The sequence below is a fragment of the Haloferula luteola genome, from assembly GCF_014201715.1.
Classification (GTDB): domain Bacteria; phylum Verrucomicrobiota; class Verrucomicrobiia; order Verrucomicrobiales; family Akkermansiaceae; genus Haloferula; species Haloferula luteola.
In genome coordinates this window covers 1-14,543 of the sequence record NZ_JACHFD010000010.1, presented here as the reverse complement: position 1 = coordinate 14,543, position 14,543 = coordinate 1, and the positions used below count along the sequence as shown (strand labels likewise).

The 14,543-nt window shown below is 55.8% G+C and carries 10 protein-coding genes; 7 read left to right on the top strand and 3 right to left on the bottom strand.

Annotated features, from left to right (window positions below; translation table 11 throughout):
- The first annotated feature begins 31 nt into the window (after positions 1-31).
- A complete protein-coding gene (locus HNR46_RS10785) occupies positions 32-1,105 on the top strand; it encodes a phosphate acyltransferase (RefSeq protein ID WP_184018652.1) in 1,074 nt (357 codons plus the stop codon).
- 36 nt (positions 1,106-1,141) lie between these two features.
- Here HNR46_RS10785 and HNR46_RS10780 read toward each other — a convergent pair whose 3' ends face one another.
- The 3 genes from HNR46_RS10780 to HNR46_RS20635 all read right to left on the bottom strand — a co-directional run bounded on the left by HNR46_RS10780 (position 1,142) and on the right by HNR46_RS20635 (position 4,204).
- Entirely contained in the window at positions 1,142-1,996 is an 855-nt protein-coding gene (locus HNR46_RS10780) for a transglutaminase family protein (protein WP_184018650.1), read from the bottom strand.
- A 143-nt stretch (positions 1,997-2,139) separates the two neighbouring features.
- Positions 2,140-3,153: a PLP-dependent cysteine synthase family protein gene (locus HNR46_RS10775; RefSeq protein WP_184018648.1), complete on the bottom strand. Its 1,014-nt coding sequence runs from the start codon at positions 3,151-3,153 to the stop codon at positions 2,140-2,142.
- A 19-nt stretch (positions 3,154-3,172) separates the two neighbouring features.
- Entirely contained in the window at positions 3,173-4,204 is a 1,032-nt protein-coding gene (locus HNR46_RS20635) for a TlpA family protein disulfide reductase (protein ID WP_221285120.1), read from the bottom strand.
- Between the two features lie 584 nt (positions 4,205-4,788).
- On the opposite strand from HNR46_RS20635, the gene HNR46_RS10765 reads away from it, so the two are divergent.
- The 6 genes from HNR46_RS10765 (at position 4,789) to HNR46_RS10740 (ending at position 14,245) form a co-directional block, all read left to right on the top strand.
- On the top strand, positions 4,789-5,424 hold the full coding sequence (locus tag HNR46_RS10765) for a VPLPA-CTERM sorting domain-containing protein (RefSeq protein ID WP_184018646.1): 636 nt from the start codon (positions 4,789-4,791) through the stop codon (positions 5,422-5,424).
- Between the two features lie 121 nt (positions 5,425-5,545).
- Positions 5,546-7,957: a lectin-like domain-containing protein gene (locus tag HNR46_RS10760; protein ID WP_184018644.1), complete on the top strand. Its 2,412-nt coding sequence runs from the start codon at positions 5,546-5,548 to the stop codon at positions 7,955-7,957.
- 61 nt (positions 7,958-8,018) lie between these two features.
- Positions 8,019-8,648, top strand: coding sequence for a PEP-CTERM sorting domain-containing protein (locus HNR46_RS10755; RefSeq protein WP_184018642.1), 630 nt, complete (start codon positions 8,019-8,021; stop codon positions 8,646-8,648).
- Positions 8,649-8,674: 26 nt separating this feature from the next.
- Entirely contained in the window at positions 8,675-9,577 is a 903-nt protein-coding gene (locus HNR46_RS10750; RefSeq protein ID WP_184018640.1) for a GNAT family protein, read from the top strand.
- Complete coding sequence (locus HNR46_RS10745) at positions 9,574-11,934, top strand: tetratricopeptide repeat protein (RefSeq protein ID WP_184018638.1); 2,361 nt, start codon at positions 9,574-9,576, stop codon at positions 11,932-11,934. The genes HNR46_RS10750 and HNR46_RS10745 overlap by 4 nt, the downstream gene beginning before the upstream one ends.
- Positions 11,935-12,232: 298 nt before the next feature.
- A complete protein-coding gene (locus tag HNR46_RS10740; RefSeq protein ID WP_184018636.1) occupies positions 12,233-14,245 on the top strand; it encodes a carbohydrate-binding protein in 2,013 nt (670 codons plus the stop codon).
- Positions 14,246-14,543: the final 298 nt, after the last annotated feature.

The following is a 14,543-nucleotide window of genomic DNA, read 5'->3' as shown; positions in this document are numbered from 1 at the left end:
TATCTTCGCTGGGGAGCGCCCACGATTTTTGATGAACCTCGAAACAAGCCAAGTCCAAGCTGTCGCGCGATTTACCGACCCCTTGATCGCGCAGTTGAAACGACATCCGAAACGGGTGGTTTTCACGGATGGGGAGGACTTACGCGTGCTGCATGTCGCAGCGCGGCTCGTCGAAGAGCAAGCGATCGTTCCGATTCTGCTCGGGAATATCGAGGCGATTCGCGCCTTGGCGGCAGAGCATGGTGTCAGCTTGAAGTTCGTCAAAGTGCTGAATCCTGCTCAAGCAGCTGACTTTCCGCTGTTTTGCCAGCGTTACGAAAAGATCCTTCGCTACCGGGGAGCGGTCACCGACAGCATCGAACAGGTCGTTTCCCGTCCACATGTCTTTGGGGCCTTGATGATCCAATATGGCCAAGCGGACGCGATGGTTGGCGGCAACAACTCGATGCCAACGGCTTTGTTCCGGGCCTTGATCCAGAGCATCAAACCGCTTCCGGAAGTGCCGAAATTCTTCGGCGTGACGGTGCTTTCGGCGCCCCATCTTGCTCATTTTGGCGAGGACGGATTGGTTTTCCTCGCCGACACGGGGATGATTCCCGAGCCGAGTACGGATGATCTTGCTGCCATTGCGATCGAGACCGGCAAGCTCGCCCGCCACATGTTGGGCCGAAAACCACGAATTGCTCTGTTGAGCCACTCGACCAAGGGATCAGCAGGAACCGCCCCGGCGCGTAAAGTGGCCGCCGCTGCCGCGATCGCTCGCGACCGGGTTTCTGAGGAGGGGTTGGATTTCTGGATCGAAGGCGAAGTTCAGGCCGACGTGGCCATGGACCCCGCTGCAGCGGAGTGGAAACTGCCGAATCCCGTCGACCGCAGTTCGGCAGATGTGTTGGTGTTTCCCAACCTTGATGCCGCCCACATTTCGTTGAAGCTGCTCCAACACTGTGCGGGGGCCGTGAATTTCGGTCCCTTGGTGATGGGTTTGGCCCGGCCAGTGGCTCAAGTCCCGAGGACAGTCTCTGAAGAGAGTCTTTACGGAACCGCTGCAGCCGTTGCGGTGGAAGCGATCAAGTATCACCAGCTCTATCCCGACGGGGAAGTCTGACGCTTGCGACCGAACATCCGGACAAGCTTCCTGAGATCAGGAAGCTTGGAGGCTTTCTGCCATGCGCGCGAAAAGATGTGATTCCTCATCCTGATCGTGGACCGCAAAGGCGGCTTCCACGTCTTCGATGATGCGCAAAAGCAAGTCCCCAGGGGTAAAAGGTGCTCGGAGATGCTCGCGTACCGCTGGGGACGCTTTCATGATTCTCTGAGTGAGCACCTGCGGGTCGATTCCGCGAAGGCCCACTGCGGGGTCAAAAGTAAGGTGCCCTTGGCTGGATTCAGGAATCACCAAATAAAAGGCTCCGGGGAAGTCGACACCCCGCATCTGCGCACCCAAACGATGGGCAACCAAGAGGAGAACCGCACCCAGTCCCAGAGAGTTGCCCTTTCGACCCTCGGCGAGAGCAGCGAGGTCATATTGCTCGGGGAGGAGGCTGCTTTGACGGTCCGCTTGCAGGTGCCGGGAGAGCAGATAGGCGCACATTCCTCCCTCTCCGCCCTTGGAGAACGCAGGCTCGGCTTCCTCAGCGAGGAAATCCAGTGCGTCTCCCAGAGGTTGTCGCACGCTCACTCCATCGTGGAGAAAGTCCGAAATGAGTCGCAGCAAAGACTCTGCGCGCTCCCAATCTTCGGAAAGTGCCTGGAGGCCGCGCGTCGGCACCACCCACTCCATTTCCAATCGTCTCCGCCGAGCGGGTCGCAGTAGCCGCCCCAGCATGGTGGACTCTTCTGTGGTGAGAGAATGGGGAAGCGTATCGACCCAATCGCTCACGTCGCCCTCATAGACTTCGAGCTCGCGAACCACGGAAGTGCGCACCATTGGGGTGTCGTCGTCGAGGAGTCGAATCAGGGTCGCAAGGTGCTGGGTGCTGGGTGGCGAAGTCGGCATGGAGGGTTCTCTTGGGCGGCGGCCCACAGGATCAAAATCCCAGGACCTTCCGGCAAGAGGGAATGACTGAGGAGCACGGCGGATTCCCGCTGGCTCCAACTTCAAGCCAGCGGAGTTCGAGTAGGGATTGGAATCTCAACCGCTCAAGACCGGCAAAGAACGGACTCTGTCGGCATCCCCACGGAGTTCGATGCGACTGGCGAAGAGCTTTCGAATGCATCGACGTGCCGAGATGCCTCGAAAAGACGAGTCGAGTAATAGCGCTCTGCACGATCGCAAAGAATCGTCACGACTTGGGCATCGGGCCCCAGCATTCTTGCCATTTGCAAGGCGGCACAGACGTTGGCGCCGGAAGACGTCCCGACGAGAAGTCCGTACTCCGCGGCCAGGCGCTGCGTCATGGTCAGCGCTTCCTCGCTGGACACTTTGATTCGCTGATCGATTGGAGCGGATAGAACCAGAGGAGGTACAAAGCCGCCGGCAATGCCTTCAATTCCATGACAGCACGGCATCTCGCCGGAGAGCATCGCAGACTCTGCGGGTTCCATAGCGACGACGCAAGCGGATGGATGCGCCCGTTTGATCGCTCGCCCGCAGCCAGTGAGGGTGCCTCCGGTACCGTAGCCAGAGACGAACGCGTCGACCCGCTGGCCAGGGACTTGACGAAGAATTTCAAGCGCGGTGCCTCTTTCATGGTCCTCTGCATTCAGAGGATTCTCGAATTGTCGGGGCAGGAAATAACGGGAGTCATTCTCCGCCATCTGCTGGGCCAGGTGGATGCCCGTTGCGTACCCTTGGGTGGGCTCGAAGAGTTCGATTTCTCCTCCCAAATGGCGGATCAGGTTTCTTCTCTCGATGCTTGCGGTCCGGCTCATCAAAATCTTCACCCGATAACCTTTCGCGGCTCCCACCAAAGATAGGGAGATGCCGGTGTTCCCCGAGGTGCACTCAAGGATGATGGAATCCCTCTGTAGCATCCCATTTTCCTCGGCATGCTCGATGATATGACGAGCGAGCCGGTCCTTGATGGATCCCGAGGGATTGAGGAACTCGGCTTTGGCGAAGATCCTTAAACGCTCTTTTCGAAAAGGAAGTTCCAGCAAGGGCGTTTGGCCAATCAGGTCCAATACCGGAGGACGCGTCGAGAACGAAGGCATCGGCTGAAATAGGAGAGGATTACTGGGCCAACAATTTCTGAATCTTGCTCTCAAGATCCTCTCGGCCATTGAGGTCGGCCAGTCCGCCCGTTTTATCAATCAGCCACATTTGCGGAATGGCGCGAATCTTGAAGCGCTTTCCAAGCTCGTTCTCCCAACCCTTTCCGTCAAAGTACTGAGGCCATGTCATGTTCTCGCGCTTGGTGACGCGAAGCACGTCATCCTTCGACTGATCAAATGAAATCCCCACAACTTCGAAGCCCTGGTCATGATATTTCCGATAGGCTTCGACGATGTGGGGAACCTCCTTCATGCAAGGTCCGCACCATGTCGCCCAAAAATCGATGAGCACCACTTTGCCTCGAAGGCTCTGGAGATCGATTTCACGACCGTCGATGGCCGTGAAATGAAGGCTCATCGGTTGTTGGAGAAGTGCCTCTTTTTCTGCCTTATCCTTTGCGATGGCAGCGAGCTTGTCTGCTTCTTGCTTCTCAGCTTCTGCGACGAGCTTGGAACCCCGTTCGGGCAGGATCGAAGAGAGCTTTTTGCCAAGCTTGATTCGAAAATCGATGGGTTGTTCCGACCACTCGCCGACCGCTTCAAAATCGTCGAGACGCTGGACCAATTCAACGTCACTGCCTGTCGCGTAAGCCGCTTTGAGGAGATAGAGTCGAAAGATGCGCATCGGCCCTTCGGCGACATCTGATTTTTGCGTTAGAGCCACGAGATCGTTTTGGGCCTTGGCAAGATCCTGATGGGTGTCTCCCAATAGATAGGCATCAATCACGAGTTGGGCGTGAATGCTGCGTGCGGTATCGGCTTGGGAGCTCTCAGGGAAATCTTTGAGGTAGCCGGAAAGCTTCCCAATCAGCGCCTGATAGTAGGAGAGCTTCTGATCGGATGTTTGAAGCGGGCCGTGGTGTGCGAAGGTCTCCATGACTCCTTTCCAACGGTCCTCGGCCGCCGTTGGGGCGTCGGCGGCCGATTCGAAGGAGGTCAGGAGTGCTCCCGCCATCAAGAGCGGAAGAGCGAGGGATAGTGGTCGGGTCATGAGCAATGGTAGAGAGACAAATCGTCTAGAAAACTCGGCGTCCATGGGACTGGGGTGGTGGTGGTCTCACCGCAAATGGGAGATAGCCGAAAAATGGATTTGAAGCGATTCCCGTGCCGCCAATCGAGAAAAATCCGGAATGAATGATGTGTCTAACAGGTATATTTCGTGGAAACCGTTACCGGGAAACGATTCTTTGTTTTATATTTGGGTCGAGATCGCAAAACGACTCGAACGGGAGTGGTCCATTGATCCCGAGGTGGAGGTGGATCCACTTTCCATGGAAGATCTGACAGAGAGGGCATCCACGATGGGAAAAATTCCGCAGAATTCCGGATTTGCGACTCTTTGGGTGCCCCGGAATGGAGGTTTCCGTGGAAGATTCGGAGTGGGTATAAGCTGTGTATGGTGAGTTTTTTAGAGAGAATGAGGGCGAATCAAAGAAACGTTCCTAATCCCGATTAACCTTACTAATCTGATTTGGATTTGAGGGTTTACTTTGAAACTTGTTTGACACGGATCGTGCTGACTAAGCCTCGAAGGAGACCCAAGTCCTTCCCATAACCCATGACTCTATCCTTTTCATGATTCCGGCCTGGAAGACCAAAATCTGGCATGTCGGATTGGCGGCAAGTACTGCAAGCGGAGTATCGAGCGGAGCGATCGTCTATCAATCGTTCGAAAAGACACTTAGCGATCCGGACACAAACGCGTCGAATACCAGCTCATCTTTCGCAGCGATCACCTTCAATGGAACGACGATTGCTTTAGGTCAAAGCAGTTCTGGAGGAGCCGCGTCGATCGGTGCGATTGAGCAGTTGAGCGCGAGCAAGGATCCCATGGCGGCGTATCTTGAAGCTTCCTCTGGTTACGTTCAGAGCGCCGAGTTGCTGACATTTGGCGAGGAAATCGGTTTCGCTTTCACGCAGACAGAGACCATCATGGACTTTCCTGAAGGATCTGCGTCCGATGTTTACTTAGGAGTTTCCACTCCGAGTGATCAATATGGATGGATCCGTTTCAGCTATACGGAATCCGGGAAGACAGTGACCCTCCATGACGCCGCGTTTCAGGAGGAAGCGATGGTTCCGATTTTGGCGGGTGAGACCGGAGTTGCTGGAGCTCAGACGATCATGAGCGTCCCTGAACCGGCTGCTGCCACACTGCTGGGCTTGGCCGGGGGGCTTTCAGCTCTGCGACGTCGTAGGCAGATGGGCTGATCCATCGGATTTTGTGGTGTGGAGCCTGTCGGCGAAGATTGGCAGCGCTTTCGATGATTTTAGGTAACGCGTGGTCGCCGAGAAGATCGGCGAAAATATCATGAATGGTTTCTTTCAAGCGATGAAGTTGTGGACAAGATGTCGGATCGTTTCGATCGCCGGCTTGTTGTTCTTGGGGTTGTTCTCTTCCGCAGTGTCTGCGATCACCGTGGAGTATCAGTATTATCGTTTCAAGCCGATGAAACTGCGCTCCAGCACGGCGGAGGTCCAGCTATCGGAGTTTCAGTTTTACCACGATGGAGTGTTGGTTACGGGGGCTACCGTAACCGATGAAGGAGGCTCGACTCCCGACAACGAAGGTCCGGAAAAGGCCTTCGATGGAAGCGTCGACACCAAATGGCTCAATCGGACTTTTAGCGCGGCAGGTCTGATTTTCAATTTCGGCAGTCCGACGGCGATTGATCACTACAACTATATCACAGGAAACGACTTCACATCTCGAGATCCCATTTCATGGACTCTGGAAGGGAGTGAAGATGGCTTGGATTGGGTTCCATTGCATGCCGTGTTGGACTATCCGGTGACGACCTCTCGGAAGGTCGCCGCCTCGGAAAGTGATTTTGAATTGCCGGAAGAGGTGACTCCGGTTGTGGCGGTCTTCGAACTGTTTGACCTGCTGCAACCGCCGTTCTTTGAGAACGGAACGTCATTGGAGCTCTATTATGAGGTGCTTTTTGCCCAAGAGGTGACATTGACGGATGATGCGGGTTCGCCTCCCATTGAATTTCTTGATCCTGAATCGGATATTCCAGTGGTGCACCCTCCTGACAACCGCATCACGACTTATACTTTGACTGCGATTTCAGGTGGCGTCAGCACGCAAGCGAGCTTTCAAGTTCGCACTTCGGCGCGCACTCCTCAATCGTATCGATACGTTCGCTTTGTTCCGATCCAGGTTCGCGATGGCGGGAGTATAGTTCAACTCTCAGAATTTCAGTTTTTGAGCGAAGGTCTCAAGGTCATGGTGGAGTCCGCGACCAATCCGGGTGGGTCGAATCCCGATAATGATGATGAAGGCGCGGCTTCCTTGGTGGATGATGACGAGACCACAAAATGGTATTCAGCGAATCAATCACCCGTGATTTTTGATTTCGGAGCCATCAAGACTTTCGACGGATACGACTTCTCGACGGCCAACGACTACACGGGCCGCGATCCGGTTCGGTGGGCCCTCGAAGGGAGTGTCGATGGAGAGGTCTGGACCTTGATTGAGAATGCCGCCGAGATGGATTTTCCTGTGACGACCTCCCGATCGGTGCCGATCGGAGAAATTCCGGTTGCGGGAGTGGAATCTCGTCCGGTGGTGGTGCTTGAGACCCTCACGCCGTTTATCGTGGAAGGAGAGTCACTGTGGATTTCGTACTCCACGATCGGCGCGACAAGGATCTCGATGTCTTCGGTGGGAGAGTTGGCGGAATCAGCAGGGAGCATTCAGGTTTCTCCGCTTGAGACGACTTCCTACCAACTTACCGCGACGGGACCGACGGGAGTCGTGGGCACCGCGGAACTTGAAGTTGAGGTATTTCATCCATCGGGTGTGATCGATTATCCGGATTTTGCGGAGTCAAGTGAGATGAGCTTGGTGGGTGCTGGTCAGATCCTCAATGACTTCGGTGTCTTCCAGCAATCTCCTGATGCCATGCGGTTGCGGCTCACAGGTTTGGTGACGAATCAGACGGGCTCGGCCTGGTCGATGTCCAAAGTGCCTCTAGCCAACGGATTCGAGACGATCTTTGATGCCCAACTGGCCTTCCCAGTTTACGTCAATGGTGCAGATGGTCTGGCATTTACGATCCAAAACCAGGATGAGAAGTTCGTCGCCGCGCCAAGTCTGGGGCTTCTTTTCCCTGATAAATCGGTTTCGATTGTCCTCGATTCCTACGATGACGTGGACGGGGAAACCCAAGCCAATTTGGAGGTCTTCGTCGGCTCCACTCAGGTGGCCATCTACAATCTTGATCGCGACGGTTTGAACTTGGCCAAGGGATACAAGGGAATCTACTTGGTGACGCAGCCGACCGATGACCCCTATCGGATGCGGATTCTCTATGAACCCGGTGCTCTGAGCATTTACGTCGACGAGGTGTTGGTGGCAGACCGGTTGCCCATCGATTTGACGGCGGCAGGTGCCGTCGACGAGCAGGGAAGGGGATTTGTCGGATTCTCGGCGAAGACCCGGCATATCGTTGCCTATCACGACGTGGTCAATTGGGTATTGACTCCATCGGAATCGACTCCGTCGTCGGAGTTGGCGATTCTTGGGCAAACTTTCGATCTTGGAGCAGTTCCTCCTCTTGCTACCTTGGTGGTTTCGACGGTTGAGGGCGTCCGCTATCAGGTGATGGAATCGTTGGATCTGCAGGAGTGGATCCCAGCGGGAGAGCCCTTCACGGCCACAGGTGCGGTGAGCACGGTGGAGGTCGGGATAGGGGTGAGCGATCGGCTCTTCCTGCGAGTGGAAGAGGTCGAATAGAGATTCAGGTTCCCATTAAAATGGGCGTTTGCTAGTGACTCATTAAGAACCATTCAGAGATATGAAGAAAAAATCCAATTCCGGCAGAATGCCGTCCAGTCGTCTTGTGGAAGCTGCTTCTACGGTGGCTGTCCTAGGAACCGCGGCCTCTCATGGAGCGGTGGTCTATCAGAGTTTTGAGCTGACCTTCCAAGACTCGGATCCCTTGATTCAGGAATCGGGCTCGGTTGGGGCCGTGTTTCATTTCGATGGATCCCAGATCAGCTATGATCAGACGGAGACCAATGGGTTGGGTTTCTACTCGTCGGACGACTACCAAGAATCTGGATTTGATAAAACGATCCCCGGCGGGCGTGAGGCGTTTGGCTACCAGCAGACCCAAACGATCCTGAGCGCAGGAGATACCGTTCAGGCGGGATTCGTGGCGGCAAACGAGATGGAGCTTTTGGAGTTTTTCGGGAGTGAATCGGATCAGTACGTGGGGGTTAGTACCCCTGCTGGTCAGTTGGGATGGGTTCGTTTCAGTTATACGGACGACGGCGACACGGTGACGGTGCATGATGCGGCATTTGAGACGGTGGCGAACACTCCCATCGTCGCGGGAGCGGTTCCGGAGCCCTCAGTGCCGGTTTTGACGGGCTTGCTCGGAGGGGTGGCGGCCTTGCGGCGTCGCCGTCGGGTGATTGCTTGATTTCGTTGCGGTGACGAACCCAGTGGATGAGTGAAGGGCTCCGAGCGACGGCTGAGATTGTGATCAAGGAGGCGACTCCGGCGGATCGCCTCACTCTTCGGCTCGTCACATGGCCTGGGTTGCCGGCTTGGGTGGCGGAATCGGAATCCCTAGCCATCGCGGTGGCCGGTCAGCGGGAAATCCTGTTGGGTTGTTCGTGGTGCAAGCATTGGTCGGGGGTTCCGACTTTGGGGATCGCAGTGAACCCTCAAGTTGGAGTGATTGGCGCGGTTCGTGAAGCTTTGCTGGATGCCATCGAGCTGAGGTCTGAGGAGGACCGTTATTGGGGTCGGTGGTTGAATGTGGATGACCCCGAGCGGAAGGTCCTGATAGAGAGGGGTTTTCAGGCGGTCCAATCGTTGCGATCTTATCGCATTCCGATCACGGCGTCGGGTCACGCGAGGTTGAGTTCGGCGGAGGAGAAAGTGAGGAGACGGCTGATCTCTCGTGGCCTGGAGCTGGGGAGTTGGGATGAGGAGAACTGGATTGAGTTGCGTCAGATTTGTCTTCGCGAGCGACTGATATCTCGACACGAACTCGACTATCTTGCTCAAACTGGAGCTCTTTCAATGCGGACATCTGTGGTGGCGATGGTAGCGGGGGAAGTGGTGGGATTTGCGCTGTTGATGGACCGTCGGGCCTTTGAAGGTGCTGTGTTGCATGTGTCTCCAAAATGGCGGTCCACCGGAATCTGCACCCTTTTATTGGCGGAGTGCGTGAAGAGGAAGTTGGCAGAAGATCCCGACTGTCAATGGATTGAGTTCAGGGGCGATCCCGCGGCTCATCCGGGGAGTCGATCCATCTGTCTTCGATTTGGTGGGGTGGAGAGAGATGTCCAAGTGCGAATGATGATGCCCGGGTTGGGATATTCGGCGATTTCGACGTCATGAAGAGATCGCTCCTGATTGTCGTTGAGGGATTGGGTGCCGGTGCTGAGGAATGCGCCATGGCAAAGGAGTGGCTCAAAGGAGTGGGGAGTTGCGCTCCTTCCCCACGAGTCCACCGCGTTTCCGGAGTTTCCTGTCCTTCCCGTTGGGGAAATCTGGCCACCCTGATGACCGGAGTTTCTCCGGACCAGCATGGGGTGTTGAGCACTCAGATTCCGACGGTGGATGGCGTATGCCTGCGCTCGATCGTTGCCCAGGACCGTCAGGCTCCGGCATTTTGGGAGCGATTGGATCAGGCAGGCGTGAGGACCTGGTCTGTGGGGTGGCCGTCGGTGGTGGGCGCCCACTTGATTCACGGTGCCGCGATTGATCGAGAATTTGGAAATGATCGAATCCCTTTGGAGCCCGAGTCTCGCTCCCGTTTGGTGGTGCCTGCTCGAGAGTATCCCCAAGTCGCGGAGTGCTGGATGAAATCAGCGGAGCTGCGTGTGGATGAACTCGCGGCCTTTGTGCCAAGATGGCAAGAAGTTGATCAGTCCCGAGATCCCTTGCTGGCGCAGGTGGCGGGTGTTGTGAGTCGGTGTGTTTCCCAACACGCGGCCTTTCTTGAAGGCCCTCAAGAGAGCGGTAGCGAGGTTTCCAGCTGGGTCGTTTCCCTACCGCTGGAGTTCAAGCGTTTGGTTTTGAGGCGGGCGCCGCCTTCGTTGGAATCTCTGGTGGAAGCCGGCTGGGCTCTCGTTGGGGCCATGGTTACGAGCCTGAGTCAGCAGATGGGGGACGGTGATTTGATGTGGTTGGTGGGCTTGCCCGATCCCGACCCAGGTGGGTTCACGGATGTCCCGGGCATTCTGCTTTCGGCCGGGGATGATGCGGATGGTTGCGTTTGGGAAGGCGCACTCGCCTTGACTCAGCTTGCGGACCATTTGTTGAAGCGGCATGGCGCTGAACCTGTGGCATTGCAACGGGAGCGGGCCTTGTTTGGGGCGGAGCTCCCTGAAGGAATTCACCTATCTGAATGCGCTCTTCCGGTTGCTCGGTGGTGGGTTGAAAGGGTTCGCCTTGCAGGGCTGACCCTGGCGCGGCAACGCGAGTGGGAACGTGCCATCCCGTACTTTGAAAGAGTTCTGGCATGGCGACCCGATGCCGTCGATGGGCTCGTGCAACTCATCGAGGCCCAATATTTCGCAGGAGATTACCGAAGTGCGCTCGAAAATGCCAAAGACCTGCAGTTGGTCTCCGGTCCGGACGATCTCCGTTCTTCTCTCATACGTGCGGGACTGGAGGCGGCTACCGGCAATCTCCTCCTCGCTCACCAAATTCTTGAGAAGGTTCCGGAGCAAACGCCTTCAGAGCTTCAGCTTGGAGTTTTCTATGCCCGAGTGCTGGTTCATCTTCGAATCTGGGATCAGGCAGAATCCCTTTTGGGAGAGTTGATCAAGACTTCACCCGAGAGGCCCGATTTATGGATTTTGCAGGCTCGCTGCCTTTTGGGAAGAGGCGAGCTGCTTGAAGCGTGCACGGCTTCTTACCAGGCATTGTTGATGGATTCCACCCAAGCTGAAGCCCATGAAATTCGTGGCATGGCATTCCTGCAATTGGGGATGTTGAACGAAGCATGGAAGGCATGGTGGGACGCCGTTCGCCTCCAGCCGGATCGTCGTCGAATTTGGGGTCAACTCCGAAGTCTTGGGCTCAGAATGGGAGTCGATGCGGAGTCCCTTGCTGAGATCGAAAGTTCCTATCAAGCAGCAAGAGACCGTGCTCGGGAGCAACAGGAGCGAGTGGTTGAGATGGCGCAGGCGCGGCTGGATTCGAAAGGTCCGTCCGCGGTTGAGCGCCATCAAGGCAGATCACTTCCAACGGTCCAAGTGGATGCAGGACGGGTCTATGGAGTGATCGTCCCCAGTGGGGTGGATCCGCGATGGGTTGCTTGGCAGTTGGAAAGGTTATCTGAAGGACTTGCAGGACGACTCCTGGAGCACGATGTCTCCCGGCCTGATGATTGTGTTCCCGATCTTCCTGAAGATCGCGTTCACATCATGCCCGCCGCTTGGCTCTATCGACTTCCTAGGAGTCAGGGTTATCATCTCATCATGATGGACCGAGAGGGTGTGGAAATATTGAGGGATCGAAAACATCTGCCAAATCAGTGGCAGTGGTTACCCCAGCTGGATCTCGAAGAGGCGCTTGCCCGCGAAAGGGCGGCATTGCTTCATTTCGGGGAAATCTCACCGAACCTGCAGTTGAGCCGAGTGGCGTTTGATTCAGGAGTACCCGGCGAAAGGATGGCTGATGAAGGCCGAGTCCTTTCGCGTTGGCTTGTTTCCGTGGCAAGACATCTGGGTGCTGTCGCCACTTGACGCGCGGCTCCTTGAATAGAGGGGGATGGGGGCTTTTCTCGTTATGAGGCCTGTGGGGGGGCACGGTCCGAGCCAGCCCATTGGCAGATGTCGAAAAACGGCGGCTGGATGCTAAGAATTTTCGCTCTCAAGCCATAGGGTAGCGTCGGCCAGAAGATGGTCGAAATTGGTTATGGGCAGTCGACAACATTTTGGATCACCGAGCGCAGCATTGAAATTCTCATCCGCCATGCCGTGGTGGAGAAAAACCACGAGATGGTCTCTTCTTGCCATTTATTGGGGGACCGGCCTTTCTCTGATGGCAGCCAATAATCCTCTGAGTCCGATCCGCGCGACGGCCTACGATGAGAAATCGGGAGACATCCGCACCGAAGCTTGCGTCGAAGGCGGGGAGAATCTCGCCTCGGTTCACAATGGCGAGTGGGTCGTCTATGAGGATTTCGATTTTGATAGCGGGGTGGCTGCGTTCAAGGCGCGTTTTGCGTCGGTCCGCGAAGGGAAAATCGAGGTCAGGCTGGATCAGGTCGACGGTCCGCTACTGGGGGTCGCGGAGTTCGATAGCACGGGCGGCTGGCAGAAGTGGGATGACATCGCTGTCAATGTGGACAACTCCCAGGCCGGTGTGAGGGACGTTTACTTGGTCTTTCGTGGGTACACCCAGTCGGCGCTCGTCAACCTCAGCGAGTTCACCTTTCTCAAATCGACCGTATTGGAGAATCGCGCCACGAACATGTCCCTTCGTTTGGATGAAGTGGACGACGAACCGCAAGCCACACAGTCTTGGGGTGTTCCAGAGACTGGGTTTAGGGATGATTTTACTGCAGGTCTCACACATTGGAATGTCCATCACATGGAAATTCGGGAGGCTGGAGGAACTCCCTTCATGGTATCCAGCGATGAGGAACTTGCCTTTGCAGTGACTCCCGATGTTTATATCAACAAGACCGATACGGGTGGAGAATGGCGGACCTTGGCGCAGGCCACACTTTCGGTCCGGTTGATGGCAGATTCTGAGAAATCTCGGCCGGGTTTCGGCTTTGCTTCTCGAGACGGTGAAAGGGCGGTATTCGTCACTCTGAATCCGGAAAAAAATACACTCGAAGCTTATCGAAAGACTCAGGGGGGTGAACTCAAGTTGATCCATTCTCATCCCCGCAAGCCCTCTGAGCAGGATTGGCGGCTTAAGGTGGGCACTCTGTATGATGTGCGCATGGACTGGTCGCCCTACTCGAACGGCATGATTGTGTATCTGAGGGAATCCTCGGGAGCACTCATCACCAGCTTCCGTACCGTCATCGATCTTCCCGCTGCCCGTCGTCCATTTCTGATCAGTCAAGGTGGCCCCGCAAAATTCAGCCAAGTAAGATTCGACCCCACCCTCGATCACTGGAACTTCAAATGGGAGTGGAAGAAGGAGCCCATTCTTGCCAGCGACGTCTGCAATCCAGCGGTATGGAAGGGGACCGATGGGAGTTTTTACATGGTTTGGAGGAAATTCGGTCACGACACGTTCCATGGAACGGCTACGTCCACCGATGGTGTCCATTGGACTCGGCTCCATGACGAGTTGCTCAAGTGTACCGGCGATATGAACGTCCTCCGGGATCCCTTCGGCGATGGGCATGTATGGATCACGGGAGGTAGTGCTAATCAGCCGTGGTGGCGGTCAGACGAATCGAGCCGCTTCGTTGAGTGGGAGGAGACCGGGAAGGATCTTGGGGATATCCACGGCAACAACCGCATTCAGGAATTCATCGATACGGCACGTCATCCTGAACTCGCGCCGATTCGTCTTCGGGGTAAAAATTACCGCTTCATTGGCTACTGCGAAAACTGGGAAGATGAACCGAAGCCCCACACCGTGGTCCTTCTCTCCAATACCCTCACGGATTGGGTTCTGGCTGACCCGGAGCCGATTCTGCCCCCTCGGGATGATTTCTGGGGGGAAAAAGGCAACGCCTTGGGCTCCGCCTTTGTCTTGCCTGATGGCAACATTCTCACGGCGATCTGCGCCTGCACTTTCGACGGGTACACCGGTGCCTCAGAGCCGAGCAACATCAGCGCCATTTATGATGGGAAGGAGCCTTGGAAGCGTCTCCGATTGGGCACACTTCCCGACGCGCCCGTTTCGAAGGAGGGGACTTGGTATGAGGGCCCCAATTTCGGTACCGCCTATTTGTATGATGACCAGAGTGATACACTCTTTTTCTATGGCGGTTTCCACGACTACTTTGTCGGAATGATGCGGGTGAGGAATTTCCTCCAAACCTACTATCCGGAATCGTATCAAAATCGCTCTGGAAGCAGGTAGGCGCTTTCAGGCCACGGTTTTTGAACCTCAGAGGGTCGACTAGGTGAAGGCCTTCTTTGGTTTTTAAAGGAGCCTACAGGCGACGCGTGCCCTCCGGCGCACTGCGCGGAGAGCCGTAGGGGGCAATCAAGGCATCTTCGAAAGCTTGGCCGGCAAGCACGTGACCGAGGAACTGACGGGATCAGCAGTCGATGATGGTCCCACTAGTGCATCGTCAGAGAATTAACAGGCATACGATCTGCTTTAGCGAAGCATGCCCAAAGCGTTACCGCCCTTGAAAGTCAGCAAAAAGCAACGC

Bases quoted from the DNA above. Each gene is read 5' to 3' on its own strand.
- HNR46_RS10750 (WP_184018640.1), top strand. From the start codon at position 8,675: ATGAGTGAAGGGCTCCGAGCGACGGCTGAGATTGTGATCAAGGAGGCG.
- HNR46_RS10745 (WP_184018638.1), top strand. From the start codon at position 9,574: ATGAAGAGATCGCTCCTGATTGTCGTTGAGGGATTGGGTGCCGGTGCT.
- HNR46_RS20635 (WP_221285120.1), bottom strand. From the start codon at position 4,204: ATGACCCGACCACTATCCCTCGCTCTTCCGCTCTTGATGGCGGGAGCA.
- HNR46_RS10760 (WP_184018644.1), top strand. From the start codon at position 5,546: ATGAAGTTGTGGACAAGATGTCGGATCGTTTCGATCGCCGGCTTGTTG.
- HNR46_RS10765 (WP_184018646.1), top strand. From the start codon at position 4,789: ATGATTCCGGCCTGGAAGACCAAAATCTGGCATGTCGGATTGGCGGCA.
- HNR46_RS10785 (WP_184018652.1), top strand. From the start codon at position 32: ATGAACCTCGAAACAAGCCAAGTCCAAGCTGTCGCGCGATTTACCGAC.
- HNR46_RS10780 (WP_184018650.1), bottom strand. From the start codon at position 1,996: ATGCCGACTTCGCCACCCAGCACCCAGCACCTTGCGACCCTGATTCGA.
- HNR46_RS10755 (WP_184018642.1), top strand. From the start codon at position 8,019: ATGAAGAAAAAATCCAATTCCGGCAGAATGCCGTCCAGTCGTCTTGTG.
- HNR46_RS10775 (WP_184018648.1), bottom strand. From the start codon at position 3,153: ATGCCTTCGTTCTCGACGCGTCCTCCGGTATTGGACCTGATTGGCCAA.
- HNR46_RS10740 (WP_184018636.1), top strand. From the start codon at position 12,233: ATGGCAGCCAATAATCCTCTGAGTCCGATCCGCGCGACGGCCTACGAT.